This is a genomic window from Streptomyces sp. NPDC059874, from assembly GCF_042731135.1.
In the GTDB taxonomy this organism is placed as follows: Bacteria; Actinomycetota; Actinomycetes; order Streptomycetales; family Streptomycetaceae; genus Streptomyces.
The window spans coordinates 15,347-37,572 of record NZ_JBHWJY010000035.1 but is presented as its reverse complement, the minus strand read 5'-3'; the positions used below and the strand labels follow the sequence as shown (position 1 = coordinate 37,572).

The window sequence follows — 22,226 nt, the reverse complement described above, 5'->3', positions numbered from 1 at the left end:
CTCTGGGCCCGGCCGCCGACCGTGCGCAGGCCCCGATCACGGCCGACGCAGAGCGGGGCGGTGACCCGGCTCCGACCTTGGTCACTCCCCCGTCCACCCCCCTTCGCCGCTCCCCGCGTCGCGCGCATCGACCTCGACGTAACGACCGCAGGCGCCGCCGCACTGGAGGCACACCTGCCGCTGGATGCCATGGCAGACGTTCCGACGGGGACTGTGGAGGCGCGCTTCGTGCAGGCTCTTGGCCAGGGCATCGCCGACATCTGCTGGCGCGGCATGTGGCCAGAGCACCCGGAGACAGACCAAAGGCGAGCGCGAACCACGACGGAGTCCAGATCGTGTTCCATGGCGAGGAAGCCCGGTTGAACCGGTGGACGGAGCATCACACTGTGTTCGTCCACGGCGGCAGTAACTGCGGGGCCCTGACCAGAGCCCAGGAGCTCGCCGCGCGCATCGGCAGCAAGGTCCTGGGCGAGCCACAGCTCGGATGGTGACATGACGGCACGCCGAGATCGCCGTTGGCCGGCGCCAGCGACACACGGGGTGTCCACCCTCCAGCGCCCCAGGGGGCGGCCACCCCATCCGCCGTTGTAGGTCCCAGCCACGGTCAGCTTGATGTCTATCCAGTTCGTCGGGGTCTGGTGCCGACCTTGTGGTGGGCGGGTCGGGTGTATGCCTCGCCGGTGGCGAGGACTCGTCCGACGTCACAGCGGGTGGCGGGCTGTCGGCGTCGACACGCGAGGGCTCGCGCTGCTGGTGATGGTCACCCCGGCCGACATGACCGACCGCGAGGCCGCCAAGGAAGTCCTCTTCCGGCTCCGGCTCATGCACCCTGAGATCACCATCGTCTGGGCCGCTCCGCCTACGCCGGCCAGCTCGTGACCTGGGCCAAGCAGTACCTCCCCCTCACCATCAAGACAGTGAGCCGACCCAAGGACGCCACCGGCTTCGTCGTCCTGCCCCGCCGATGGGTGGTCGAGCGCACATTGGCGTGGCTCATGCACGCCCGCCGCCACGCCAGGGACTACGAGCGACTCGTCCAGCCTCCGAAGCCCTCATCACATGGGCCCCACCTATCAGGCCCTCGAAGAACTCGGCCGTGCCGTGCGCACGACCTTCGCGTGTGACTACCTCGCCAGCCCCGACCTGCGCCGGGAGATCCACGGCGGACTCCAGGTCGTGGAGAACTGGAACAGTGCGAACAGCGTCCTGCACTACGGCAAGGACGGCGCCCCTCACAGGGCCGGACAAGGAGCACGCCGAGACCTCGATGCTCGCGCTGCATCTGCTCCAGTCCGCCTTGGTGCACGTCAATACTCTGCTGCTTCAGCAGGTTCTCGCCGAACCGGTCTGTGCGCAGAAGCTGTCCGATGAGGACCGGCGTGGGCTGACCGCGCTGTTCTGGTCGAACATCAACCCGTACGGCACCTTCCGCCTGGAGATGGACAAACGGCTCGACCTCGGGGTGGCGCTCACCGGGCCTCACCCCCGGCCGGCGCCGGCAGGGGCAGGCGTCATCAGCTCCCCCAGCTGACGCGGAAGCTCATGACGTGGCGTGGTCGTCGTTTCTTGCGTCGGAGCTGCCAAGTACCGGTGGCTTCTCGCCGGCCTCATGTGTGAGGGGCTCCCAGGTCGTGGGAGCGCCTCACACACTTTTGGGCGGCATTCATCTTGAAGGCGTGAGCGGCTCTACGTGCCGGAGCTCGCCACGCCACTCGCGGCGACGGTGAACTGTCCGTTCGCGGCGCCGTTGAAGGTCCCGTTCTTGAACCACTCGATCAGTGCCGCCTGGTACGTGACGTGGGGGTCGGCCCAGGTTTCGCCGGGGGGGCCGCCGTAGGGCGTCCCGGATCCCGGGGTGCAGCGCGGGCCGGAGCAGCCCTCAGCCATTAGGGTGTGGCTCGCGCAGTCCACCTGGACCAGCACCTTGTTCGTCATCGACGCCGGGAGAACGTTGCAGATGTCGGACGGGTTCTGCGGTGGAAAGGTCTGGTCACTTTCCCTTCGCGTACACCGGCCGGACGCGGTGGACCTGGAGCTTCGCCAGGCGCCCGTCGAACGGTGGATCCGGCATCAGGCCGGGCGGCACCCTGAAGTGCAGCCAGTGATCCCGGACTGCGACGCTGGTCGGTACCTCGTCGCAGAGCTTGGGCGACGATACGAGGCAGCAGCCATTGATTCGCCGGAGCCGACGACGCCCATGATCAGGCAGAGAGACAACACGAGCCACCGCTTCCGGGCCCCGGCCCGGCCCCGGCCCCGGCCCCGCGGAGTCTCCCGGAGCAAAGGGTTCCGGACAGCCATGCCCGTCGCCGGTTCCGCGACCTCGGTCTCTGGTTCGCATGCCCGTCCGTCGGACGCTCGCGACTCTCTGGTCTGGCGTGCATTGCATCTCCTGCCTGGGCCGTTGCGCATCGGGCGGGTACAGCCCTCTCAGGCCGGGCCTGCCCCGCTACCAGGCCCTGGACCTCCTCCAACACCTCATCGCCACCTGGACCGGAACCAGCCCCCCCCTGCCAGCAGACCGTCCCACGGCAGCCCTACGACACCCACCTGGCAAAGCACTACTCGAGGCCGCGCCGGACCTCCGGCGGGTCGAGGGCTTCCAGTGCGCCTACGGGAGTGCTGCCGTTGGAGCCGCCGATGGCGTACACGCAGTTACCGGTTGATCCGGGCGGACACTGCGCGGCCGCCGCCGCCAGGGCCGACCGGGCCGTGGGCATCGAGGGCAGTGTCGTCCACGCGTTGGTGGCGGGGTTGTACGACTCCATCGTGCGCACGGCGGCCGAGCCCGCTACGGCGCCGCCCACGGCGTACACACAAACACCGGACTGCCCCGGCGGGCAGCTGGTGGCCGTCGCCGCCAACAAAGTACGGGGTGTGGGCAGTGATGCCACCGGACTCCAGGCATTGGTGGCCGGGTTGTACGACTCCACCCTGCCGGTGACGCCGCTGGCGAAGCCGCCCACGGCGTAGACGCAGATGCCGCTCTGGCCTCGGGGACAAGGAGCGGCCGCCGCCGCCAGTTCGCCCCGGGGCGCGATCGGGGAGACGGTGCTCCACGCGTTGGTGGCCGGGTTGTACGCCTCCACCGATCCCGGATCGTTGCCGCCCACGGCGTACACGCAGGTGCCGGTCTGCCCCAGCGGACAAGGAGCGGCCGCCGCGCCGTGCCCCAGCCGGGCCACGTTCATCGAGGTCACCGTGGACCAGGCATTGGTGGCCGGGTTGTAGGACTCCACCGTGGTCGTGGGGGTGCTGCCGATGGCGCCACCCACGGCGTAGACGCAGGTGCCGGTCTGGCCCGCGGGGCAAGGAGCCGCCGCCGATGCCAAGAAGTGACGGGGTGTGATCAGCGACGCCAGGGTCGACCAGGCATTGGTGAGCCGGTTGTACGACTCCAGCGTGCCCGATTCGGCGCTGGTGAACCCGCCGACGGCGTAGACGCAGGTGCCTGTCTGCCCCGGCGGGCAGGGGGCTGCCGCCGAAGCCGGGCCGTACCGCGCCGTGGGCATCGACGGCAACGTCGTCCACACCGTCCCGTTGACGGCGGCGGCCGGCAACACCCCCACCAGCATCGCGACAGCGGACAGCAACATCCCCAGTCCCAGGCGGCCCCGCCGTCCTTCTCTCCCGGCGCGCTCGGGGTCAGCCGATTTACTCGTTCGCAGAAACAACTGGTCTCCTCGTCCGCAGGGGCATGCGGCCCGAATTGTTCCCCTGTGGTCGGACGCGCTGTCGCCCCGCAGGCAGATTCCACCGGATGGCCCGCAGTAGTGGTTTGTGTCAGGTCGTCGGCGACGCCATCGCGCGTGCGAAGCCGACGGACGGAAACGCCACCCTGATCGGCTACTCGCTCGGCGGGCAGACCGCCGCGCGGACGCTGCACAAGCACACCGTCGCAAAGGTCAACCGCGTCGTGTTCCTGTCGTCGGCCTTCGGTTTCCCGACCGAGGAGACCAAGGAGACACCGCCGCCGACCGGCTTCGCCACGTTTCCGCTGCCCGTCACCAACGCCGCTGGACAAGTGTCGATAAACGAAGGCACCCTCAGGTGATCAACGCACCACCCACGGATGATCATGTGATCGTGGAGGCACAGGTGCGTGACTACGGGCCCCTCGGCCAGCACCCCAGTCCTACTACCACCCAGGCTCGCCCAGCTCCTCGAAGACCAAATCGCTGACCCGAAAGCAGGGTTGTTCCGCCGTCCCGTCCGCCCCGCCCGCAACACCGCCATGATCGAAGCCGTCACCGACATGCCGCCCATCGTGGTCGCGACCGCTTCGGCCTCTACCCGGACACCGCGACCCGCTGGGCCGCTTACGCCAACGACAACTGGGCCCATCGCCTCGCAGCCTGCCAGGCACGCGATTGAGCCCGGTGAGCCACTCTTCCCCGAGGCAGGCGCCAACCTGGTCGAATTGCGGCCTTGCTAACGCTCTGCACAGTACGTCCCGGCATCCGCCCCAGCCTGCCGCGAGCCGAAAGCCCGGAACCGAAGGGGCCTCCGCCGCCCGGGCCGCGGCGAGCGCCGCCGGGCAGGTCGCGGAGCTGTTCCAGAGCGCCGCCTGGAGTGCGATGGCCGAAGACGCGCACGGCTCCCTGGCACTGGCCGAGGGAGACCCAGCCGGGGCCAGGAACCGTTTCCTGGCGGCTGCCGGGCTCTACGAACGAGCCCGGCAGCCGTTCTGGGCCGCGCGGTCGAGGCTGCGGGGCCGCCCGGGCGGGTGCGGGATCGACCGATGCCGACCGCGACCTCCTCGCTCAGGCCCGCACCACCTTCGATCGGCTGGGCGCGGTGCGGGCTATGAAGGCTGGTGCGCGCGCATCGCCGTAGCCGCGTCGAGTACGGCGTCGACGCCCATCGTGTCCGCGTAGTCGCGGCCGTAGCGCGCCGGCCGCAGGACACCCTCCGAGTCGATCAGAAAGTCGGCCGGGTGCCCCTGGACGCCTCCCTCGTGACCGATCGGACGGCAGAAGATCCCGGCCCGCATGGCCCGCCCGTAGTCCCGGGCCACCGCGCCGGTGAACATGCCACCGAGCGACGACTCCACCCCGTAAGCACGGAAGAGGCACTTCTCCGGATCCGCGATCACGGTGAAAGGAACCTGGTAGCCGTCCAGGCTCTTGCGCAGCCTGTGCGCGGGAGAGTGGAGCACCGCGACCGGTACCACCCCAGCCGCCTCCAGCTCACCGGCCCGCCGCACCAGCTCACGCACATGCAGGTTGCAGATCGGGCAGGCGGCAAAACGGTAGAACTTCAGGATGACGGTCCGCCCGACCAGGTCCCGCGGCGATACGCTCCCGCTGGACACGTCAGAGCCTTCGATGTCTGGGGCCTTGCGCCCCGGTTCGAGCCTCATCACGGCCTCCTTCAGACGCGGGCTGCACTTCGTGCCCGCACTCTGACCCGGCCGCATTCCCCGGGCGTTCCCTGACGGCCCGTGCTGTCTTGTCAGACTGGTCAAGGATTCCGAGCGAGCCCTTCATACGAGACGTCCCCTGCCTGCCGTGTGGCCGGCGCGAAGATGGCTTCGACGCCGGCATCCAGACGCGCCTCGTCGACGCCATCCGGCAAGCCGCGAAGACGTTCACCCCGGCCCTGTGCTCGCATGGCGATGGCGCAGTGACATCCAGTGCTGTGACCGGACGCGCACCGGCTCGGCGAGCAGCGCGGGCAATCCCCGAGGCGGGCATGGATCACCGAGTAGTGGGCCGGCACTCCGCCGAGCGCGCAGTCCTCGACCGGCAGGGCCTCCATCCGCGCCTCGTCGAACCGCAGCACCGGATGGGCCCGCCTGGCGTTGTTCGGCCGTTCGCGTGGAGATCGCGGGCGCACAGGGGCGGGAGGGCAGGTTTTGGCAGGAAATGTCGGCCGTTCTCATTTGCGGGCCCGGGCCACCGGAGCCAGGCTGGGCGCGTGCGGGAGCCCCGGGTCGTGGATCGGCTGGTCGGTGAGTTGGCCGGACTGGGTGTCAGCCATGTCTTCGGTGTGGGCGGCGCCAACATCGAGGACCTGTACGACGCCCTCCACACCGCTCGCGGCGGCGTCCGTGGCGTCGTGGCCAAGCACGAGTTCTCCGCGGCCGCGATGGCCGACGCGTACGCCAGGGTCACCGGGCGCCTCGGGGTGGTCGCGGCGACCTCGGGCGGCGGCGCGATGAACCTGGTGCCCGGGCTTGCCGAGTCCTACGCCTCCCGGGTGCCGGTACTGGCTCTGGTGGGGCAGCCGGAGACCGGTCTCGAAGGCAGGGGAGCCTTCCAGGACGGCAGCGGCCAGGCCGGTTCCCTCGACGCGGGCAGGGTGTTCGCCGCCGTGTCCCGGTTCTGCGCCCGGGTCGGGAATCCGGACGCTCTTGCCGAGCTGCTGCCCCGGGCCGTCACCGCCGCGCGTACGGACCCCGCCGGGCCCGCCGTGCTGCTCCTGCCCAAGGATGTGCAGCGGGCCCCGGCGGGCCGCACCGCGTGGCCGAGGCCCGCGGATCCTCCCGCGGCCCAGGTGGACCCTGCTGCGCTCGACCGGGCGCTGGCCGGGCTGCGGGCGGCCACCGATGTGCTGGTCATCGCGGGCGCGGGGGTGGCCGCGACCGCCGTTCGCGCCGAACTCGCCGCGCTGGCACGCCGGCTCGGTGCGTGGGTGGCTGTCACCCCGGACGCCAAGGACGCGTTCGACAACCACGATCCCCGGTACGCAGGGGTGACGGGGGTGATGGGGCATACGGGCGTCGAGAGCCGTATGCGGCGCACGGATGTTTGCCTGCTCGTGGGCACCCGCCTGCCCCACCTGGCGCGGGCGGGACTGGAGGAGGCACTGGCGGACACCTCGGTCATCTCCCTCGGCCCGGAACCTCCGTTCGTCCCCGCCCTCCCCGTGCTCGGCAATCTCCGGTCCACGCTGCGCGCCCTACTCGACGGGCTGGAGCCGTCCGACCGCCCGTGCCCAGGCCCCCCGGGTCCCCAAGGCCAGGGCCTCGACCGCCCGCGCCCCCGCCCCCCTGGGGCGGCCCATGCCGGTGTGGCGCATCCCGGGGTGCTGTCCTACGCCGAGGCGATGGCCGCCATCGAGGCGGCACTGCCGCCCGACGCGCTGGTCTTCGTCGATGCGGGCAACGCCGGCGCGGCCGCCATCCACCACCTCCCGGTCCCGCGCGAGGGCGGTTTCGTGCTGGCGGCCGGGATGGGTGGAATGGGCTATGCCTTCGGCGCCGGGATCGGCGCGGCGCTCGCCACGGGGCGGCGCACCTACGTGCTTGCGGGTGACGGTGCTTTCTACATGCACGGCCTGGAGGTGCACACCGCGGTGCAGCACGACGCCCCCGTCACGTTCGTGATCTTCAACAACAACGCCCACGGCATGTGCGCGATCAGGGAACGGCTGTATTACCCCGACGAATACAGCTTCAACCTGTTCCGGCCGACCGACATCGGCGCGGGCGCGGCCGCTGCGTTCCCCACCCTCCCGGTCACCCGGGCAGCCGACGCGGACAGCCTGCGCCGGGCCCTGCTCCGCGGCAACCACGGCCGCGGCCCGGCACTGGCGGCAGTGGACTGCGACCCGTTCGAGGTACCGCCCTTCCTCCCCTTCCTCGCCGCCATCCGTTCCGGCACCCCGGAACACCCCGAACCATCCGAACCACCTGAACCGCCATCCGGGGGCATCGCATGACCACCGTCAGTCTCGTCGACGTCTCGCACTACCTGCCCGGGGAGCCGGTGCCCGCCCGGTACTTCACGGCACACGCGGCCAGTCACCACCCGCTGAGCGGCAATGCGATCTTCGACGCACCCGCCCACCGGCACCACGCGGCCCGGGACGAGAGCAACGTGGACATGATCGAACGGGCGGTGCGGCCGCTGGTGGAACGCCAGGGCGAGGCCACGATCCGGGACGTGGACGTACTGATCGTCCACTCCCAGCTGCCGGACCTCCCGTTCATCGGTGCCGGCACCGAGGTGGCCCGCCGCCTCGGCCTGAACCCGGAGTGGCTGATCGACCTGGCCGGCGGCGGCTGCGTGTCGTTTGTCTGCATGCTGAAGACGGCCCGTGAGTTGATCCTCGGTACCTCGGCGCGGTCCGCACTGATCTGCAACTCCCAGACCACGGCCGGCTGGGTCTACACCGACCCCGGGGTGCTCGGGGACCCCCAGGCCGCGATCCCGGGCGACGGCTGCGGGGTGGCCTATCTGACGGAGGGGGACTCCGCCCCCATCCTGGGCTCGCTGGCCCGCGCCGTCCCCGCGTACGCGGGCGAGATGCGGCTGCGCTGTGCGGAGGACCGCAAGTACTGGGAGCCCGGGACGGAGCAGTTCCGGATCGCGTTCAGCGAGGCGGGCATCGCCCGGGTCCTGGAACGCGGCAACCGGCTGGTGCCCGAGGCCGTCGAGGAGCTATGCGGCGGGCTCGGTCTGGCGACCACGGAGATCGACGCGCTGATCACCAACCAACCGAACCGGCTGTTCCTGCGCACCTGGCGGGAGGCTTTGCGGGTATTGCCGGAACGCCACCACGACACCTTCGACCGGTGCGGGAACCTGTTCGGCGCCGCGCTGCCAGTCAATCTCGACCTGGCGGTCGAGGCGGGCCGGATCCGGCCAGGCGACCTTGTGGTGTTCGCCGGGTTCGCGCACGCCGGGGACTTCACCGGCGCCGCGGCGGTCCGCTGGGGCGGCCGCGGCGCCGGCGAAGGGAAGGCATAGGCCCCAGGCAGCCGACGGCATCCGAGCAGATCCCGCCACGCCCAGCGACGGCCCGCACCTCGGCCGTTGCCGAGTCAGTTCTTCACGTGCACCATGACGCGCACTACGACAGTTGCCGCGGGCGCCTTCGCGCCGGGCCACCTCGGTGGGCTGACTCAGCACCTACCGTTCGAGCTCGTCGATGACGTCCTTGACGAGACCAGAACCGTTCAGGCTCGCGTGCGTACGCTTCCGTCGCGCGTCTGCATCCACTTCGTCCTGGCCCTGGACTGTTCCCCACCCTGGGATACCGGCGCGTGTGGGACAAGCCCGTGGCCGGCCTGTCGGACCTGGGCCTCTGCACTCCCTCGGACGCCGCCCTGCGACAGCTGCGCCGACGTCTCGGGCCGGAACCGATGAGAGTTCTGTTCGACGTTCTGGCGGTGCCGCTGGCGCGGCCCGCAACGCCCGGCGTCAGCTACCGGCGCTGGCGGACACTGGCGTTCGACGGCTGCAGTTCGCTCAAGGCCCCTTGCTTCGGCGACGTCCGGCTGCTCGCCCCCCTCCGGCACCGAACCCGATCGGCCGGAGCCAGCGCCCCGGCCGGTGAAAACTGGGCAGGAGCCGGTCGCGCGCCCGGGATGTCGGATCAGGTGTGCAGGAGGCTGTTGGTGCCGTCGTGGCCGTCGGCGTGGTCCTCGTCGAACCAGTAGTCGCCCGCGGCCAGGTAGCGGAAGGAATGCACACGCTTCGCCGGCAGGCCGACCGTGACGGCCCGCATGCCGTCACCGCGGGGCTCAAGGATGTGGGCGCCCGGCTTCCACTTGTTGAAGTCACCGACGACGCTGACCGGGCCGGGCGGAATGTCGGCGGGCAGGACGAAGGTGACCTGAGCGCGGTCCTTGAGCAGCTTGCGTTCGAGCATGGCGGAGAGCTCCTGCAGACGAGGTGGCTGTTTCCGCTCATCCTGCGGCAGGCACCAAGCCCGGGCACCTGCACGCGGCCGCTGGGGGCACCGGCTTCACCCGCCCGGTGCCACCAGTGCGAGCACGGCACGTTCCTGGCGTCGGCAGCCGGTGTGGCCTCGGCCTCCACGGGGGCCCGGCCGCGACGGTCCTCGATGCCAAGGGGCGCCGACGGTGAGCCCGGTGGCCAGGAGCCGGGCCCAGGTGCGATCAGTGGCCGAGGGCGTTCTTGAGCTGCTGCTTCGTCATCGTCGAGCGGCCCTCGATGTTGCGCTTCTTCGCCTCCTGATACAGCTCGTCCTTGGTACGTTCCGATGAACCGCCGCCGCCAGACCTCTCACCGCCCCGCTGCGAGGCGGACTTGCCCTGCGTCGAACTGCGACTGGCCGTCTTGCTCTCCCCCGAACGGGCACGTTCCTTGTTCACCGTGCGGGCAGCCATCTCCTTCGCACGGCCCTCCGACATACCGCGCTGCTCACCGGATTCCTTGATGTGCTCGTACTGACGCTCACGCTTGGAGCTGGAACCTCTGGGCATGACACATCCCCTTTCTCGACAGTGTTTTGGGGTCACCGTCATGCTGGGCGCCACCCGGGCACCGCGCATCTCCGCCGGGCCAGACGAGGGGGCCGCTCGGGTCTGCCCACTCGGCTTGGCTGCCGCCGCGCGGGGACAGAGCGCGGCGACGGGTGTTCAACCGGCGAGGGGGACGAGCCTTCGGTGCTTCAGCTGGTGTTTCCGTCTGGCGGTGAGGTGGACGTGCACGTCCGGGAGGTACTCCTTCAAGGCGTCGTAGCCGGCGGTGTAGGCCTCTTCCTGCGCATCGGCGGACGCCGGCATCCAGAAGACCAGCAGTTGCTCGCGCCTGCGCGCGCCTTCCGGGGTCGCGAAAGCCGGCTTGTGGACAACCAGACGCGCTCGCCAGCGGGCAGGTCCCGCAACCAGCTCCTCATGAGTCAGATTGCCCTCGGCCTCCATCACCAGCACACCCGGGATGTCGGCGAAACCAAGGATCACGGTACGGCTGCTCACCGAGACCTCACCTCGCTCGTGGCCTCACCCAGACGAGGGTCGGCTCCGGGCAGCAGCCCGAGCATGTCCAGCAGCAGCGCCAGGTCCCGTGCGTCGACGGCGCGTCCTGAGCCGGGACACCGCGCACCGAAGTCCCCATTCGGGCTCGCGGAACCTGAACAGCCTTGCCCCCCTACACTGCGGCTCGACGGGCTGGTCGCTGTCGGGCTCCTGGACGAGCTCGGCAGCGGGCCCACCGCTTGCACGCCACGGGTTGCGCCCCGGTGCGGTGCGCGGTCGTTGGACGTGGCGTGGGGAGGATCAGGCGGTGGCGAGGAGATCTCACTCGACTTGATCAGCGCGACGACGGAGGTGCCGGCCGCCAGGCGTCTGCAGAGCCTGTGTCCGGACCTAACTCCTCACGCCCGGCCTGCGCCATCATGGGCACCATGGGAGATCATGACGACGGCGGCCCCGGCATGTGGGTGGACAGTGATGACCAGCAGGTTGTCGTGCACGTCGGCGGCGAGTTGGACATCGACAGGGCCCCGATGCTGCACACTGCTCTGCACACCGCAATCACCCAGCCCGACGCCGCGCACAACATCGTCGTCGAACTCTCCGAGCTCTCCTTCTGTGACTCCTCCGGCCTCAACGCCCTCATCCAGGCTCGGCACACCGCGGCCAAACGCGGGAAGCAGATCAGCCTGCGCAACCCGCAGCCGCAGTTCCTTCGCCTGCTGGAAGTGACCGGCTCCGACACTCTCTTTCCGATTACGTACACCTGACCGCGCACCATCAGGGAGCACCAGGCGGTCACCGCTGCGGCCTGACGGCACAGGCACGGCCGCGACTGCTGATCTAGTGGCGGGGCGGTAGCACGGTATGCACCGGGTGCAACGCCGCCCAAGCCCTGCTGCCGGTGCGCGGGCACGGCCGGCTCGGCTGGGCCGCCTCGCCCGGCGCGGGCCCGGACGTGGTCGTGGAGCGGAAACGGGCGGCACTCCTGAGGGACCCATCGGCAGACAGCGGAGGGGCTCTCCCCTGCTCGGGTTTTGCGTCCGACTCGATCTGGGCAGATTGCCCATAATCATGGATAAAGCGGAAAGATCAGCAAGCACTCCGAGGACGTCCGCGCCTCCTACATCGTCGTCGACACCGGGGTGTGGATCTTCGGCAAGCACGTCCTGCTGCCCGCCGGAACGATCAAGCTGATCGACACTGCCGCGGAGACGGTTTACGTCGACCGGACGAAGGACCGGATCAAGGACGCCCCCGAGTTCGATGAGATGAAGCACACCGCCGAGCCCCCGGACCGTTGCCCCACCAGGCAGCACAGGATGACGGCCTGCTTCCAGGCGCGCCGGCAAGGCGTCACACGGCTCGGCTGCGCGGTGGGCCTGTCTGCGGATCAACGGCCCGTCCGGGCCCGGGTCACACCTGGCGGGCGGATCAGGCGTGGAGGCGGCCGTTGGGGCCGTCCGTGTCGCCGGCGCTCTCGTCGTTGAACCAGTAGTCCCCGGCGGCCTGATACCGGGAGGACTGGACGCCTTCACTGGGCAGCGCAATCGTGACCGCTCCTGCTTGCCGTCCTTACGGGCCATGAGGGTGTGGACGCCGGGCCGCCAGTCGTTGAAGTCGCCGACCACGTGCACGCCGGCCAGGGCGCATGAGGGAAAAGCCCCGAGGAACTTGAGCGGCGCCGCCAAGAGGAGACAAGCCGCCGGCGAGGACCAGATGCGCGACGAAGGGCCCTGAGAACGGCCCGACCCGTCACACCCCACGCACGCAGGACCCCGCCGGGCCCGCAGTCATCACTCAGCGGGGGTGTGTTCTGACAGGCCTCGGGTGGGGCGAGGACTGGCACTGCGGTGAGGGATTCGGAACTGGCCACCCATTTCCGAGCTTGGGTGGTCAGCGAGTGACGACCGACATGGCCCCAGCCAGGATGGTGACTGCGGAGCCAGCCAGCAGGGCGTTCCGCAGGCGAGGACACGCCTGGCCGGTGAGCAGCGCTTGCCCCCGCTCCAGCCTGCTCGAATGCTCGGTCTTGCCACGCGCATCGCCGGTGCCGGTGCCGGTGCCCTGCGTGCATCTGGCCGGGTCAGCGTGCGCGTCCATCCTGTAGGCATCGGCGACCTCGGCGCATCCCAGTTCCTCCACGCAGCGCCAACGGGCGTCCAAGCTGCCGGGATGCGTCGGCTCTACCGTCCGTTATGCAATCGCGATCGAACCGTCATCAGTGTTTGCGTAGCAGCGCATCACGCGGCAGGTGCCAGTCAGGGGGAGATGAAGTGATGGCAGAGGCCGCCAGTCCGAAGCAGCTCCAGGCCAGCGCGACGGGGTGGGCTAAACCGTGCGGGTAACCGACACCAGGACCGTGACCGGGCCGGCTTCCTCGTGCTGAACGAGGCACGCGGTGACTGCGGTCCGTACCTCTTCGCGTACCAGCCGGGCTGTGGCGACCACACTTCGGTCAGCCCGCAGGACGCAGCGCACTTCCACGTGCCAGCTGCCTTCCTGCGTGAGCCGGGCGCGTATGCCGGCCGGCTCAGGCTGGGAGGTGATGGCTGCGGCTGTTACGGCGTGTTGCACGCGGGCGGCTGCGAGGGCCAGCCGGTCGGCGAGCGAGGGCTCGAGCCCGGCCACACCGGGGACGTCGAGGGCTGCCTGGGCTGCGGCCTGGTGGACGTCCTTGCGGGTGTCGGTCATCGCCGGCTCGGCTCAGGGCGCTGAACCGCGGGTGGTTCCAGTACGGCATTGATCTTGAGGTCGACGGCCGTGACGGCGAGGCCGAGAATGTGGTCAGCCGCGCGGAGAACGGCTTGGCGTACCTTCTCGGCCCGTTCCGGCAACGGTAGGTCGAGCGTGGCTGCAATCGTGATGGTGACGACATGAGAGGCACGATCGTCCTGGTCGGGGGTCACGCGGCAGCTGGCCGCGCGAAGTCCAGGGACCGTGTCGACGGCACGGCGCAGCTCTTTCGCGGCGGCACTCTCGGCGATGCGCAGGTCGTGATCGGGGTCGTCCAGCAGCAGCATGGCGCCCAGCCGCACCTCGGCCCGTACGGCGTTGATGACCCGGTTGGCGAGGCTGTGGCTGTCAGGCTGTTGCTCGCCGCGTAGAGCGCGGGTGGCCCGATCCAGGGCCGTCAGCCCTTCGACAGCCTCCTGGCAGTAGGGGCAGTGGTCGGTGTGCGCGTCGGCCGTGGCCGGGTCGCGGGCCTGTTCCCAGGCACGCCCAAGGGGGCGCCCGCAGGGCAGCAGCTCCGAGCCGGCAAGAATCTCGGCGTCGGCGCTGGGGAGTCCTTGGGGCTTGGTGGCGTCCACGGTGTGGGGCTCGTTGCCGGCGGTGAGGTGCGGGTCGTCTAGCGCCATGGGCGCATCGCCTCCATCAGAGCGCGTCGTGCGCGAAACAGTCTGCCGCGCACGGTTTGCTCGCTGGCGCCCACCACGTGGGCGATCTCGTCGTAGTGCAGGCCGTGTAGCTCGCGCAGGACCCAGCACACGCGCAGTTCGGGCCGGAGTTCCAAGAGGGCTCGCGCGAGGGCGGCTGTCGCTGCGTCCGACTCGGCGGCTCGGGGTGGTGAGCTGTCCACGTCCGCGGCGGCGGGTTCGGGGACGGTGTCCAAGGGCAGAGGGTGGGGTCTGTGGCGCATCGTGTTGAGACAGCGGTTCGTGACAATGCGGTACATCCAGCTACTGAATGAAGCGTTGTGGCGGAATTCCGGCAGCTGGCGCCAGGCGCTGAGGAAGGCGTCCTGAACGGCGTCCTCGGCATCCGACCGGTTGCCAAGGAGGTGCTGCGCGAGGGCCAGTAGGCGGCTCGTGTGTCGGCGGACCAGGGCGGCGAACGCGTCCTCGTCCCCTTCGGAAGCTCGCACGGCGAGCACCCTGTCATCGAGGTCCCTGGGCGGGTCGCGGCCCGCTGCGGCATCGGTGAGCCGCTGCGGTTCGGGCCGGAGTGGGAGGTCCGCGCCGTGTGGGGGTGGGGGTCTGGTCCGGTTACGCATCCACCGCTCGCTTTCCGCCGAAGACGATTGTCACGGCCTGCGTGCGCATTCTTCGATGGTATGAGGTCGGCGTCCTACGAGCGGAGTGAGGATCCGCGTTGAGGTGTGTCTAAACCTTCAGGGCACCGCATCGGCGCCCGAACGGACAGCCTGGGGAGGTCCTCATGTCGGACATCACCAACCCCACCGCGGGTGGGGATGAGCCACACCCCGAGGGCAAGCGCCGCACTCGCGCCCAAGCGCGCCCTGCGGGCAAGACGCTCGAGGGCGACACCGGCGCAGGGACGGCGCCCGAGACCCGGGGCCGGACCACTATTTCCGACAGTGTGGTGGAGAAGATCGCAGGCATGGCCACCCGTGAGGTTCCGGGCATCCACAGCCTCGGCACCGGCATGGCCCGCACGCTCGGGGCTGTGTCGGACAAGGTCGGCGGTCGCCCCAGCGTCTCGCGCGGCGTGAAGGTCGAGGTGGGCGAACGTCAGGCGGCCATCGATCTCGACGTGGTCGTGGAGTACGGCGTCGCCATCGTGGACGTCGCCGCTGATATCCGCACCAGCGTCATTTCAGCGGTGGAACGCATGACCGGCCTGGAGGTCGTCGAGGTGAACATCACCGTCGACGACGTCCACCTTCCCGACGAGGAGGACGAGGAGGGAGAGGGGCGCGTGCAATGACCCCCCACCCTGCCCCGGCACTCTGCCCACCGGGCAGGACGAGAACGACGTGAAGAACAGGTGAGTGAGATGAGCGCAGCAACTACAGGCCTGGCTGCCGGCATGGCCCTGGGCTTCGCCGCATTCTTCGGTGGCTTCTGGGCGTTCCTCCTCGTGGCGGTCCTTGGCCTGGTAGGCCTGGTGGTCGGCGGCATGATCCACGGTGATCTGGAGATGAGCGACTTCAAGCGTCCCCGGAACCAGCAGTGAGCACGCAGCCCGCCGTTGCTCCGCCTGCGGGAGCAGCATCCTCGACCCCACCAGTCCTACCGGCCGCCGAACGCGGCGCCACGGTGATTCCGGAGAGGGTGGTGTCACGCATTGCGGTCCGCGCCGCGCAGGAGGCTCTGACCAAGCATGCTCGCAGCCCATCCGGTCACGTGAAACTGGCCGCTCCGCGCGCCACGGTCAGCGTCCACAGCGGCTCGGCGCGGCTCGGATTGACTCTGGACCTGCCCTACCCGATAGATCTCGCCGGCGCCTCTCGCCAGGTGCAGAACTACGTCAGCGAGCGAGTGACCCATTTGACTGGGATTCGCATCACCGAGGTCACCCTCTCCATTGAGCACCTGGTCCCCTACGGCGGTCTGGAACACCAACGAGTGCAGTGAGCCGGACGGTACTCCCACCCGGAAGGAGAGCCGGCATGAAACGGGACCACGACCCCTCCGCCGAGAAGGGGCAACCCACCGCAGCCGACGATGTCACCTCCCGCACGGTGATTCCGCTCACCAAGCAGCCCGGCCCACAGCACCGTGCCATGCGCCCCTGGGACCGCCCTTGGTCCGCACGCCGGATACCCGCCGCGGTGACGGCCCTGATCATCGCGGCCGCGGCCGGGCTCTACCTCGTCGACATCACGCGGGTACGGGCCGGCCGGCGCGCCACCTGGCGCACGCGCCTCGCGGACGAACTGGCCACCCGGCCCCTGAATGACATGTGGATTCAGATCGGCGCAGCCGCCATCGCCCTCCTCGGCCTATGGCTGATCGTCCTGGCCATCACCCCGGGCCTGCGTCACCAGATGCCCCTCCAATCCCCCGACGCCCACGTGCGGGCCCTGTTGGACCGCGACGCTGCGGCTCTCCTCCTGCGGGATGCCGCCATGCGCGTCCCCGGCGTCAGCGCCGCCAGAATCCGCATCGGCCGGCACCGCATCGACGCGCGCGCGACCGTACGGTTCCGCCCCCCGGCCGACGTCAAAACAGATCTCCTGGCCGCTCTGCAGGCCGAACTCTCCCAGCTCGCCCTCGCACACCCACCTTGGATAGCCGCCCGGGTCCGCGCACGCCGCAAGTGACTCGTCCAGGGAAGCTCAGCAAGCAAGAGACAGGAAACGGATCTCATGAAGAGGAAATCCGCAACCAACCGCGTCCTGCTGGCCCTGACAGGCATCGTCCTCCTCGGCACAGGCCTCCTGATTCTGACGGGTGGCTTCGACCTGTACCGACGCTGGCGCATGACACCACCCGACGGCTGGCCGTTGACCAGTCCCCGCGACGTCCTGCTCAGCGCCGCTGATCGCACCCGCTGGACGGACGAAGGATGGTGGTGGCCGGTAGTGATCGCCGGTTTGGCCATCGTCGTACTGCTCGCACTGTGGTGGCTGTTGGCGCAACTGCGCCGTACCCACCCCGGGCACATACCTGTCGGCGGACCACCCGCCGTGGACGGTGTGGAACTACGCGAACGCGCCCTCAGCGACGCTCTTGCCGCCGATGCCCGACAACAGCCTGGCGTTCACAAAGCCCGGGCGAGAATGGACGGTCGACCCAGCCGTCCAGAAGCCCACCTCGACCTCACCCTCACCCCCGGCAGCGGGCCCGGACCCGTCCTGCAGTCGCTGTGCGACGGCCCACTGGAACGCGCCCGGCAGTCCACCGGCAGGACCCGACTCCCCGCGACAGCACAGCTGCGGATCGACCCCCACAAAGCCCACCGCGCCGAATAGCCCCTGGTCGGCCTCGCCCCTGAAGACTCAGCCACCCCAATACCCACTCCTCCTGTTCCACCCGGCGACGTGGACTCCTGGGTCCCCTCCCTCGGTCGCGCGACGTCACGGCTCTCCCACGCCAGAGCGATGCGGACGCCTTCGTAGGGGTGCGGCCGAAACCCCTCACAGGCGCCGTCGGCATCACGGCGGCCGAGGAGGAGGGGCAGGTCAAAAGGGTTTGCGGGGAAAGCTGGGGCGCGGCCCTCGGCATATTCAAGGGAGTGGCGGGCAGGCGCCGGAGAGGGTTAGACCGCAGAGGAGTCAGCCATGTCCACCGACGCCATTGTGATGCTCAGGGACGATCACAAGAAGATACGGAAGCTGATCCATGCCTACCGTGCCGGCGGTGAGCGGGTGCTGGGGAGTACCGGAGACGGCGTGGAGGAAACAGTCGCCAGGGGCGAGATCGTGAGAGAGCTCCTGCACGAACTGACCGTCCACACGTTCATCGAGGACGAGGTGATGTACCCGCAGGTGCGCCGGCTCGTACCGGAGACCGGATCCCTGGTGCTGGAGTTCCACGAGGAACACCATGTGGCGAATGTACTCGCGGCCGAACTGGAGGGCATGCAGCAGGACCACGAGTCTTTCGATGCCAAGGCCCGGGTCCTGATGGACGCCGTAGAGCGGCACATGGATCTCGAGGAGAAGGAATGGTTCCCCCAAGTGCGTGAGGCGCTCGGCCGCAAGGCTCTTCAGGCCATCGGCTCCCGCATGGCCGAAGTCCGGGAACATGCTCCCCAGCGCCCACACAAGCCTCTGCTGCGGAAGCTCGCCGACGCCATGGCCTCCTAGATCCGCGGAGCTAGTCCACGACCACGATGGTCGCTCTGTCTCCGGGCACGCCAGAGAGGCCGTCCGCCCGCTTCCTCCCCACGCGGACGTACTTGGCTTGCGTGGCCCAGGCACCCAGGTCCGAAGTATCTGCGCTGTAGTTTTGCCAGGTCTTGCCCCGCTCCTCTTCACGAGGCATCCAGGTATCCGGCCTGGCCAGCCACACGGTGACGCTGGTGATCCAGTGGAGATCCTGGTGGAACGGATTGTCGGGGTCGGCGGATTCGCTCGGGGCGCGGAGAGAGGCGAGCCGGCTCAGGCCCAGGCAGGCAAGCGAGTACGCGACCGCGTCCTCGCCCTCGTCGCCCTTGTCGGGCCGCATCCTGACAACGGCCCCTTCGTAATGCGGCGCGTCGTACAGCCGTGCTTCGACAGCGGGGCGGGGGCCGTGTGCCATGGCTTCCTCCTTGGCAAACCATGCGTCGAAGGTGGCGATCCCGCGGGTGGTGCTCATGCGGGGCGAGGTCGGCACTGCCTGTTTATACTGCGCCGGCGAGGGCAGACAGCATGACGCGCTCCTGCTTATGCATCACGGGCGGACATCGCATGATGATCATCTCGGGGTCAAGGAGCGCCCCACGGGATCCTAATCGGATTCCGCCGCTGGTCCTGCTTGCCGTAATCATTCTTCGATGCTTATTCGCATTGCTTGGCGGCTATGGCTCAGCAAAGCATTCGCGGTTTGAACCCGAAGGCTTCCTCGAGCGTCACATGGGCCGCTCCTATTATCGGTCGTCACTTGGCTGTCTATCGACCGGCAGCCGGCAGGAGACACTCGTGAAGGCCTTGAGACGGCGCATACGCAGGAGGAGAAGGCGTCGGGCCCTCGCTCGCTGGGCGCCTCGATCCGTCATCCACCGGATATTCGTACGAATGGCGATGTGGGGTGCAAGAGCGACGATGTGGGGCATGCGACTGGCGTTCCGGCGCTTGTTGCGCGCTGCGTTGCCCAGTGCGCCCTGGGTTTGAGACAAGGAGCGCGGACGGTGAGGTCCGGGCGGGACATGGGTTAGCGTCGCGAGGGCGGCACGAGGCGCAGCATCGCGTGCAGGACGGCGTCGATGCTGTCGTGGGCCGGTTCGTCGGTGACGTGGGTGAGCAGGCGGGCCAGAGCACGCAGCAGTGGCGGCGAGGCCATGACACGGGGATGGAGGATCGGCCGGAAGCCGTGCCGAGCGAAGACAAGATCACCCGCGAGGTTGCCCAGACGGTAGTAACGCCCCCATCGGCGGTGGATCTCGGCTGGGTACTGGTGCAACGCGTGCTCACGTCGTGGCCCCGGCGGCCGGGCCAAGGCCAGGGCGACGGTCTCCGCAGCCACCTCAGCGGCTTCCATCGCCTGGGCGATACCCTCGCCGCTCCACGGACTGACCATGCCTGCGCTGTCTCCGACCAGCAGGAGGCCCCGACGATACTGCGGTCGCCGATTCAACCCCATCGGCAGGGGGGCGCTGTGCAGGGGCGAGACGGCGTTCTCCTCCTTGATCCCCCACTCATCGGGCAGGCGGGGCAGCCAGTTCTCCAGGACCGCCCGCAAGTCCACCGGCCGACGCCGCCGTCGCTGCGGTAGCGCGCCCAGGCCGACATTGACCCGCCCGTCCCCGAGCGGGAACACCCAGCCGTATCCGGGCAAGTCATGCCCTGTACCGGGGCAGCGCAGATCCGCCCACAGCTCCAGGTACGAGTCGTTGGTGCGGGCCTCGCTGCGGTAGTAGCGGCGCGCTGCCGCCGCGACCGGCCTGCCGGCGTCCCGTACGAGTCCCAGGGCCACCGCAGTCCGCGCTGAGGCGCCGTCGGCCGCGACGACGAGCGGCGCCCGGTAGCGAATGGGCTCCCGGTCCGGCCCGCGGAGAGCCGTGACCCCCGTGATGTACCCGGCCCGATCGGTCAGCGGGGCCGACACCTTCACGTGCGTGTGCAGGCGTGCTCCGGCGGCGCGGGCATGCGCCGCGAGCAGGTGGTCGAAGTCGTGCCGGCTGCGGGTGAGCCCGAAGTCGGGAAGGCTTCCCAGGCGCGGCCAGTCCAGCTCCACCTGGTTGCCCTCACACACCCATCGCATCCCGCGATTGCGCATCCAGCCGGGGGCGCTGATGTCCACACCCATTCGCACCAGTTGGGCCACAGCGCGCGGCGTCAGTCCGTCGCCGCACACCTTCTCCCGGGGGAAGTCGCTCTTCTCCAGCAGCAGGACGTCCAACCCCGCCCGCGCCAGGTGCACGGCGGCAGCGGAACCGGCCGGCCCCGCCCCCACCACGATGACCTGCGCCTCCTCGTCACCTCCGGCCTCCGGCACCGCAGAGCCGCTGTCGGGTGGGGTGGACTCGCCCAATGTGCCATCACGCTCGGTGCTCACGCCCTCACTATGCCGCGTCTGCGGGCGCCCTAACCCGAAAGCAGGGCCAAGCGGCCCACGGCCGAGGCGAAGCGTCGCCCTCCGGGGATACCCCCGGGGGCGTGGGCAGCATCCGCGCGAGCGTCCTGTGGTCGTACGGCTGCCGAGCAAGTGCCTGTTTCTGCCTGCCACGGGTATAGGCATGGTGCATACAAGGAAGGTGCGACATGAGCGCCAGCGAGAAGATCAAGGCCAAGGCGGAGCAAGTGGTCGGAAAGGCAGTAAGGAAGGCGGCGCACGCCCTTGGCAAGGAAACCACTGCGGCCAAGGGCGCTGCTTTGGAGGCCCGCGGCAAGGGCCGGGATATGAAGGAGAAGGGCAAGGACGATTTCAAGCTCTGACCCCATGAAGGTCAGCTCCGCAGCTGTCTGTCATCCGCAACGGCGACTGCAGCGGCACGCGGGATGGTGGGGTGGAGGGGTGTGACACGTGACGTCGGGCGGCTGGCCCGGGGGGCGCGAGAGAATCTCGCGTGGGCGGCAGGTCGTGACAGGCGCGAAACCCAGTGGAAGGTGGCGCTGACGAGCGGAAACTACAGCGACCCCCTCGCGAGCGATAGGGTATTACTCGCGAGGAGGATGCTGTCATGGGTGAAGCTACGACAACCCCCCGCGAGCGATATCGCCGGCAGGTGCGCGCGGAGATCAAGGAAAGAGCGTGGGAGCAGATCGCCGTCGCCGGGGCGTCAGCGGTTTCCCTCAATGCGATCGCCAAGCACATGGGTCTGAGCGGCGCTGCACTCTACCGATATTTCACGAGCCGCGACGAATTGGTCACCGAACTCGTTCGGGACGCGTATCAGAGCCTGGTCAGCACATTCCGGGCGGTTGCTGCTCGGGGGGATGGCAACCTTCCCGGTCTGGCTCACGCCCTGCGCGACTGGGCTCTTGATGACCCGCAGCGCTACTTCCTCGTCTACGGCACGCCCGTTCCCGGATACCACGGTCCGGCCGACGTCGCCGTCATCGCGTCGGAGATCATGGAGATCGTCCTCGATGCGTGCGCCGCTCTGCCCGTGGATGCTCCCTCTATCCCTTTCGAGGCGAACGTGGAGGCCCACGCGAAGGGGGCCGCCGGGCATCTCACGGCGCCTGAAACCCTGCATGTGGCCGTCTTCTTCTGGTCCCGGCTGCACGGCGTCCTTTCCATGGAGCTGGGCGGCCATTTCACGGGCATGGGCTTCGACCCGGCCATGCTCTTTCAGGCCGAGTTGGAACTGCTGTCGAACCGAGGACCGTGAGACTGGCAGGCCTGGCGCCCGCCTTGAGGCGTCGGAGCCCTCACCCGGTCTTGGGGTTTAAAAAGCGGCAGGCGGGCAGACAGATTTGCAGACTGTATGCGCGAGAAGAGGAACGCCATGGGCATCATCGGCTGGATTTTGATGGGACTGCTCGCCGGGATCATCGCGAAATTCCTGATGCCGGGCAAGGACCCCGGCGGCTGCATCGTCACGCCACTGATCGGCATCGTGGGTGGACTTCTGGGCGGATGGCTCGGCAAGGTCATTTTCGGAGTCGATTCCATCGATGGCTTCTTCGAGATCTCCACCTGGATCGCAGCCATTGTGGGCTCTCTGATCATCCTGGCCGTCTGGCGTCTCGTAGCCCGCGCCAGGGACTGACCCTGCCGCT

General features: G+C 69.3%; 27 protein-coding genes and 4 pseudogenes. 18 read left to right on the top strand and 13 right to left on the bottom strand.

The genetic code is table 11. The features are described from left to right. Window positions 1-714: 714 nt before the first annotated feature. The 3 genes and pseudogenes from ACFV9H_RS21050 to ACFV9H_RS21040 form a co-directional block, all read left to right on the top strand. Window positions 715-1,069 (top strand): annotated as a pseudogene (locus tag ACFV9H_RS21050) (transposase); the annotation flags it as partial. After that, window positions 1,060-1,371 carry a Tn3 family transposase gene (locus ACFV9H_RS21045; protein ID WP_385400401.1) on the top strand — a complete coding sequence of 104 codons (312 nt, stop codon included), beginning with the start codon at window positions 1,060-1,062 and terminating at the stop codon, window positions 1,369-1,371. The pseudogene ACFV9H_RS21050 and the gene ACFV9H_RS21045, both read left to right, overlap by 10 nt. Continuing rightward, window positions 1,268-1,531 (top strand): Tn3 family transposase, encoded by a 264-nt coding sequence (locus ACFV9H_RS21040; protein WP_385400399.1) that lies wholly within the window; start codon window positions 1,268-1,270, stop codon window positions 1,529-1,531. Before ACFV9H_RS21045 ends, ACFV9H_RS21040 begins: the two co-directional genes overlap by 104 nt. A 155-nt stretch (window positions 1,532-1,686) precedes the next feature. On the opposite strand, the gene ACFV9H_RS21035 is transcribed toward ACFV9H_RS21040, so the two are convergent. Both ACFV9H_RS21035 and ACFV9H_RS21030 read right to left on the bottom strand, forming a co-directional pair. Further along, a complete protein-coding gene (locus ACFV9H_RS21035) occupies window positions 1,687-1,935 on the bottom strand; it encodes a hypothetical protein (protein WP_385400322.1) in 249 nt (82 codons plus the stop codon). A gap of 626 nt (window positions 1,936-2,561) precedes the next feature. Next, the gene (locus tag ACFV9H_RS21030) at window positions 2,562-3,596 is read right to left on the bottom strand and encodes a Kelch repeat-containing protein (protein WP_385400319.1); all 1,035 of its coding nucleotides are present in this window, start codon (window positions 3,594-3,596) and stop codon (window positions 2,562-2,564) included. A gap of 164 nt (window positions 3,597-3,760) precedes the next feature. On the opposite strand from ACFV9H_RS21030, the gene ACFV9H_RS21025 reads away from it, so the two are divergent. Continuing rightward, complete coding sequence (locus tag ACFV9H_RS21025) at window positions 3,761-4,054, top strand: alpha/beta fold hydrolase (protein WP_385400317.1); 294 nt, start codon at window positions 3,761-3,763, stop codon at window positions 4,052-4,054. A gap of 750 nt (window positions 4,055-4,804) precedes the next feature. Here ACFV9H_RS21025 and ACFV9H_RS21020 read toward each other — a convergent pair. Continuing rightward, window positions 4,805-5,362 carry a redoxin domain-containing protein gene (locus ACFV9H_RS21020; RefSeq protein WP_385400315.1) on the bottom strand — a complete coding sequence of 186 codons (558 nt, stop codon included), beginning with the start codon at window positions 5,360-5,362 and terminating at the stop codon, window positions 4,805-4,807. A 285-nt stretch (window positions 5,363-5,647) separates the two neighbouring features. Continuing rightward, window positions 5,648-5,808: pseudogene (locus ACFV9H_RS21015) on the bottom strand (SAM-dependent methyltransferase); the annotation flags it as partial. A 111-nt stretch (window positions 5,809-5,919) separates the two neighbouring features. On the opposite strand from ACFV9H_RS21015, the gene ACFV9H_RS21010 reads away from it, so the two are divergent. The 3 genes and pseudogenes from ACFV9H_RS21010 to ACFV9H_RS21000 form a co-directional block, all read left to right on the top strand. After that, on the top strand, window positions 5,920-7,665 hold the full coding sequence (locus tag ACFV9H_RS21010; protein WP_385400313.1) for a thiamine pyrophosphate-binding protein: 1,746 nt from the start codon (window positions 5,920-5,922) through the stop codon (window positions 7,663-7,665). Further along, window positions 7,662-8,696: a 3-oxoacyl-ACP synthase III family protein gene (locus ACFV9H_RS21005; RefSeq protein ID WP_385400310.1), complete on the top strand. Its 1,035-nt coding sequence runs from the start codon at window positions 7,662-7,664 to the stop codon at window positions 8,694-8,696. Before ACFV9H_RS21010 ends, ACFV9H_RS21005 begins: the two co-directional genes overlap by 4 nt. A gap of 66 nt (window positions 8,697-8,762) precedes the next feature. Further along, a pseudogene (locus tag ACFV9H_RS21000) lies at window positions 8,763-9,208 on the top strand (transposase domain-containing protein); the annotation flags it as partial. 116 nt (window positions 9,209-9,324) lie between these two features. Here the strand turns inward: ACFV9H_RS21000 and ACFV9H_RS20995 are convergent. From ACFV9H_RS20995 to ACFV9H_RS20985, 3 genes are all read right to left on the bottom strand, one after another. Next, complete coding sequence (locus ACFV9H_RS20995) at window positions 9,325-9,600, bottom strand: isoamylase early set domain-containing protein (RefSeq protein WP_385400307.1); 276 nt, start codon at window positions 9,598-9,600, stop codon at window positions 9,325-9,327. Window positions 9,601-9,850: 250 nt separating this feature from the next. After that, on the bottom strand, window positions 9,851-10,177 hold the full coding sequence (locus ACFV9H_RS20990; RefSeq protein WP_385400304.1) for a plasmid stabilization protein: 327 nt from the start codon (window positions 10,175-10,177) through the stop codon (window positions 9,851-9,853). 156 nt (window positions 10,178-10,333) lie between these two features. After that, on the bottom strand, window positions 10,334-10,672 hold the full coding sequence (locus ACFV9H_RS20985; RefSeq protein ID WP_385400302.1) for a hypothetical protein: 339 nt from the start codon (window positions 10,670-10,672) through the stop codon (window positions 10,334-10,336). A 428-nt stretch (window positions 10,673-11,100) separates the two neighbouring features. On the opposite strand from ACFV9H_RS20985, the gene ACFV9H_RS20980 reads away from it, so the two are divergent. Further along, complete coding sequence (locus tag ACFV9H_RS20980; protein ID WP_385400299.1) at window positions 11,101-11,439, top strand: STAS domain-containing protein; 339 nt, start codon at window positions 11,101-11,103, stop codon at window positions 11,437-11,439. Window positions 11,440-11,754: 315 nt separating this feature from the next. Then, a pseudogene (locus ACFV9H_RS20975) lies at window positions 11,755-11,961 on the top strand (PRC-barrel domain containing protein); the annotation flags it as partial. A 604-nt stretch (window positions 11,962-12,565) separates the two neighbouring features. On the opposite strand, the gene ACFV9H_RS20970 reads toward ACFV9H_RS20975, so the two are convergent. The 4 genes from ACFV9H_RS20970 to ACFV9H_RS20955 form a co-directional block, all read right to left on the bottom strand. Continuing rightward, window positions 12,566-12,814: a hypothetical protein gene (locus ACFV9H_RS20970; RefSeq protein ID WP_385400297.1), complete on the bottom strand. Its 249-nt coding sequence runs from the start codon at window positions 12,812-12,814 to the stop codon at window positions 12,566-12,568. Between the two features lie 186 nt (window positions 12,815-13,000). Continuing rightward, complete coding sequence (locus tag ACFV9H_RS20965) at window positions 13,001-13,363, bottom strand: hypothetical protein (protein ID WP_385400295.1); 363 nt, start codon at window positions 13,361-13,363, stop codon at window positions 13,001-13,003. Next, entirely contained in the window at window positions 13,360-14,028 is a 669-nt protein-coding gene (locus tag ACFV9H_RS20960; RefSeq protein ID WP_385400293.1) for a hypothetical protein, read from the bottom strand. Before ACFV9H_RS20960 ends, ACFV9H_RS20965 begins: the two co-directional genes overlap by 4 nt. Further along, window positions 14,019-14,534: an RNA polymerase sigma factor gene (locus tag ACFV9H_RS20955; RefSeq protein ID WP_385400290.1), complete on the bottom strand. Its 516-nt coding sequence runs from the start codon at window positions 14,532-14,534 to the stop codon at window positions 14,019-14,021. Before ACFV9H_RS20955 ends, ACFV9H_RS20960 begins: the two co-directional genes overlap by 10 nt. A 293-nt stretch (window positions 14,535-14,827) precedes the next feature. Here ACFV9H_RS20955 and ACFV9H_RS20950 point away from each other — a divergent pair, with 293 nt between their 5' ends. From ACFV9H_RS20950 to ACFV9H_RS20925, 6 genes are all read left to right on the top strand, one after another. Then, window positions 14,828-15,337 carry an Asp23/Gls24 family envelope stress response protein gene (locus tag ACFV9H_RS20950; protein ID WP_385400288.1) on the top strand — a complete coding sequence of 170 codons (510 nt, stop codon included), beginning with the start codon at window positions 14,828-14,830 and terminating at the stop codon, window positions 15,335-15,337. Window positions 15,338-15,406: 69 nt separating this feature from the next. Then, the gene (locus ACFV9H_RS20945; protein ID WP_385400286.1) at window positions 15,407-15,586 is read left to right on the top strand and encodes a hypothetical protein; all 180 of its coding nucleotides are present in this window, start codon (window positions 15,407-15,409) and stop codon (window positions 15,584-15,586) included. Between the two features lie 101 nt (window positions 15,587-15,687). Next, window positions 15,688-15,987 (top strand): hypothetical protein, encoded by a 300-nt coding sequence (locus ACFV9H_RS20940; protein WP_385400283.1) that lies wholly within the window; start codon window positions 15,688-15,690, stop codon window positions 15,985-15,987. A gap of 35 nt (window positions 15,988-16,022) precedes the next feature. After that, a complete protein-coding gene (locus ACFV9H_RS20935) occupies window positions 16,023-16,676 on the top strand; it encodes a DUF6286 domain-containing protein (protein ID WP_385400280.1) in 654 nt (217 codons plus the stop codon). A gap of 45 nt (window positions 16,677-16,721) precedes the next feature. Further along, the gene (locus ACFV9H_RS20930) at window positions 16,722-17,327 is read left to right on the top strand and encodes an alkaline shock response membrane anchor protein AmaP (RefSeq protein ID WP_385400278.1); all 606 of its coding nucleotides are present in this window, start codon (window positions 16,722-16,724) and stop codon (window positions 17,325-17,327) included. Window positions 17,328-17,636: 309 nt separating this feature from the next. Next, window positions 17,637-18,164, top strand: coding sequence for a hemerythrin domain-containing protein (locus ACFV9H_RS20925; protein WP_385400275.1), 528 nt, complete (start codon window positions 17,637-17,639; stop codon window positions 18,162-18,164). A 10-nt stretch (window positions 18,165-18,174) separates the two neighbouring features. On the opposite strand, the gene ACFV9H_RS20920 is transcribed toward ACFV9H_RS20925, so the two are convergent. Then, window positions 18,175-18,657 carry a hypothetical protein gene (locus tag ACFV9H_RS20920; RefSeq protein ID WP_385400273.1) on the bottom strand — a complete coding sequence of 161 codons (483 nt, stop codon included), beginning with the start codon at window positions 18,655-18,657 and terminating at the stop codon, window positions 18,175-18,177. Between the two features lie 555 nt (window positions 18,658-19,212). Further along, a complete protein-coding gene (locus ACFV9H_RS20915) occupies window positions 19,213-20,532 on the bottom strand; it encodes a geranylgeranyl reductase family protein (protein ID WP_385400398.1) in 1,320 nt (439 codons plus the stop codon). Between the two features lie 230 nt (window positions 20,533-20,762). Here ACFV9H_RS20915 and ACFV9H_RS20910 point away from each other — a divergent pair, with 230 nt between their 5' ends. The 3 genes from ACFV9H_RS20910 to ACFV9H_RS20900 all read left to right on the top strand — a co-directional run bounded on the left by ACFV9H_RS20910 (window position 20,763) and on the right by ACFV9H_RS20900 (window position 22,216). After that, window positions 20,763-20,936: a hypothetical protein gene (locus ACFV9H_RS20910; protein WP_385400271.1), complete on the top strand. Its 174-nt coding sequence runs from the start codon at window positions 20,763-20,765 to the stop codon at window positions 20,934-20,936. A 245-nt stretch (window positions 20,937-21,181) separates the two neighbouring features. Beyond that, a complete protein-coding gene (locus ACFV9H_RS20905; RefSeq protein WP_385400269.1) occupies window positions 21,182-21,835 on the top strand; it encodes a TetR/AcrR family transcriptional regulator in 654 nt (217 codons plus the stop codon). A 117-nt stretch (window positions 21,836-21,952) separates the two neighbouring features. Beyond that, window positions 21,953-22,216: a GlsB/YeaQ/YmgE family stress response membrane protein gene (locus ACFV9H_RS20900; RefSeq protein ID WP_385400266.1), complete on the top strand. Its 264-nt coding sequence runs from the start codon at window positions 21,953-21,955 to the stop codon at window positions 22,214-22,216. The last annotated feature ends 10 nt before the right edge of the window (window positions 22,217-22,226 follow it).

Coding starts and splice junctions, on each gene's coding strand:
- ACFV9H_RS21040 (WP_385400399.1), top strand. CDS start 1,268: ATGCTCGCGCTGCATCTGCTCCAGTCCGCCTTGGTGCACGTCAATACT.
- ACFV9H_RS20910 (WP_385400271.1), top strand. CDS start 20,763: ATGAGCGCCAGCGAGAAGATCAAGGCCAAGGCGGAGCAAGTGGTCGGA.
- ACFV9H_RS21030 (WP_385400319.1), bottom strand. CDS start 3,596: ATGTTGCTGTCCGCTGTCGCGATGCTGGTGGGGGTGTTGCCGGCCGCC.
- ACFV9H_RS20990 (WP_385400304.1), bottom strand. CDS start 10,177: ATGCCCAGAGGTTCCAGCTCCAAGCGTGAGCGTCAGTACGAGCACATC.
- ACFV9H_RS21025 (WP_385400317.1), top strand. CDS start 3,761: ATGGCCCGCAGTAGTGGTTTGTGTCAGGTCGTCGGCGACGCCATCGCG.
- ACFV9H_RS21020 (WP_385400315.1), bottom strand. CDS start 5,362: ATGAGGCTCGAACCGGGGCGCAAGGCCCCAGACATCGAAGGCTCTGAC.
- ACFV9H_RS20965 (WP_385400295.1), bottom strand. CDS start 13,363: ATGACCGACACCCGCAAGGACGTCCACCAGGCCGCAGCCCAGGCAGCC.
- ACFV9H_RS21035 (WP_385400322.1), bottom strand. CDS start 1,935: ATGACGAACAAGGTGCTGGTCCAGGTGGACTGCGCGAGCCACACCCTA.
- ACFV9H_RS20945 (WP_385400286.1), top strand. CDS start 15,407: ATGAGCGCAGCAACTACAGGCCTGGCTGCCGGCATGGCCCTGGGCTTC.
- ACFV9H_RS20950 (WP_385400288.1), top strand. CDS start 14,828: ATGTCGGACATCACCAACCCCACCGCGGGTGGGGATGAGCCACACCCC.
- ACFV9H_RS21045 (WP_385400401.1), top strand. CDS start 1,060: ATGGGCCCCACCTATCAGGCCCTCGAAGAACTCGGCCGTGCCGTGCGC.
- ACFV9H_RS20925 (WP_385400275.1), top strand. CDS start 17,637: ATGTCCACCGACGCCATTGTGATGCTCAGGGACGATCACAAGAAGATA.
- ACFV9H_RS20930 (WP_385400278.1), top strand. CDS start 16,722: ATGAAGAGGAAATCCGCAACCAACCGCGTCCTGCTGGCCCTGACAGGC.
- ACFV9H_RS20980 (WP_385400299.1), top strand. CDS start 11,101: ATGGGAGATCATGACGACGGCGGCCCCGGCATGTGGGTGGACAGTGAT.
- ACFV9H_RS20995 (WP_385400307.1), bottom strand. CDS start 9,600: ATGCTCGAACGCAAGCTGCTCAAGGACCGCGCTCAGGTCACCTTCGTC.
- ACFV9H_RS20960 (WP_385400293.1), bottom strand. CDS start 14,028: ATGGCGCTAGACGACCCGCACCTCACCGCCGGCAACGAGCCCCACACC.
- ACFV9H_RS20900 (WP_385400266.1), top strand. CDS start 21,953: ATGGGCATCATCGGCTGGATTTTGATGGGACTGCTCGCCGGGATCATC.
- ACFV9H_RS20935 (WP_385400280.1), top strand. CDS start 16,023: ATGAAACGGGACCACGACCCCTCCGCCGAGAAGGGGCAACCCACCGCA.
- ACFV9H_RS21005 (WP_385400310.1), top strand. CDS start 7,662: ATGACCACCGTCAGTCTCGTCGACGTCTCGCACTACCTGCCCGGGGAG.
- ACFV9H_RS20905 (WP_385400269.1), top strand. CDS start 21,182: ATGGGTGAAGCTACGACAACCCCCCGCGAGCGATATCGCCGGCAGGTG.
- ACFV9H_RS20920 (WP_385400273.1), bottom strand. CDS start 18,657: ATGAGCACCACCCGCGGGATCGCCACCTTCGACGCATGGTTTGCCAAG.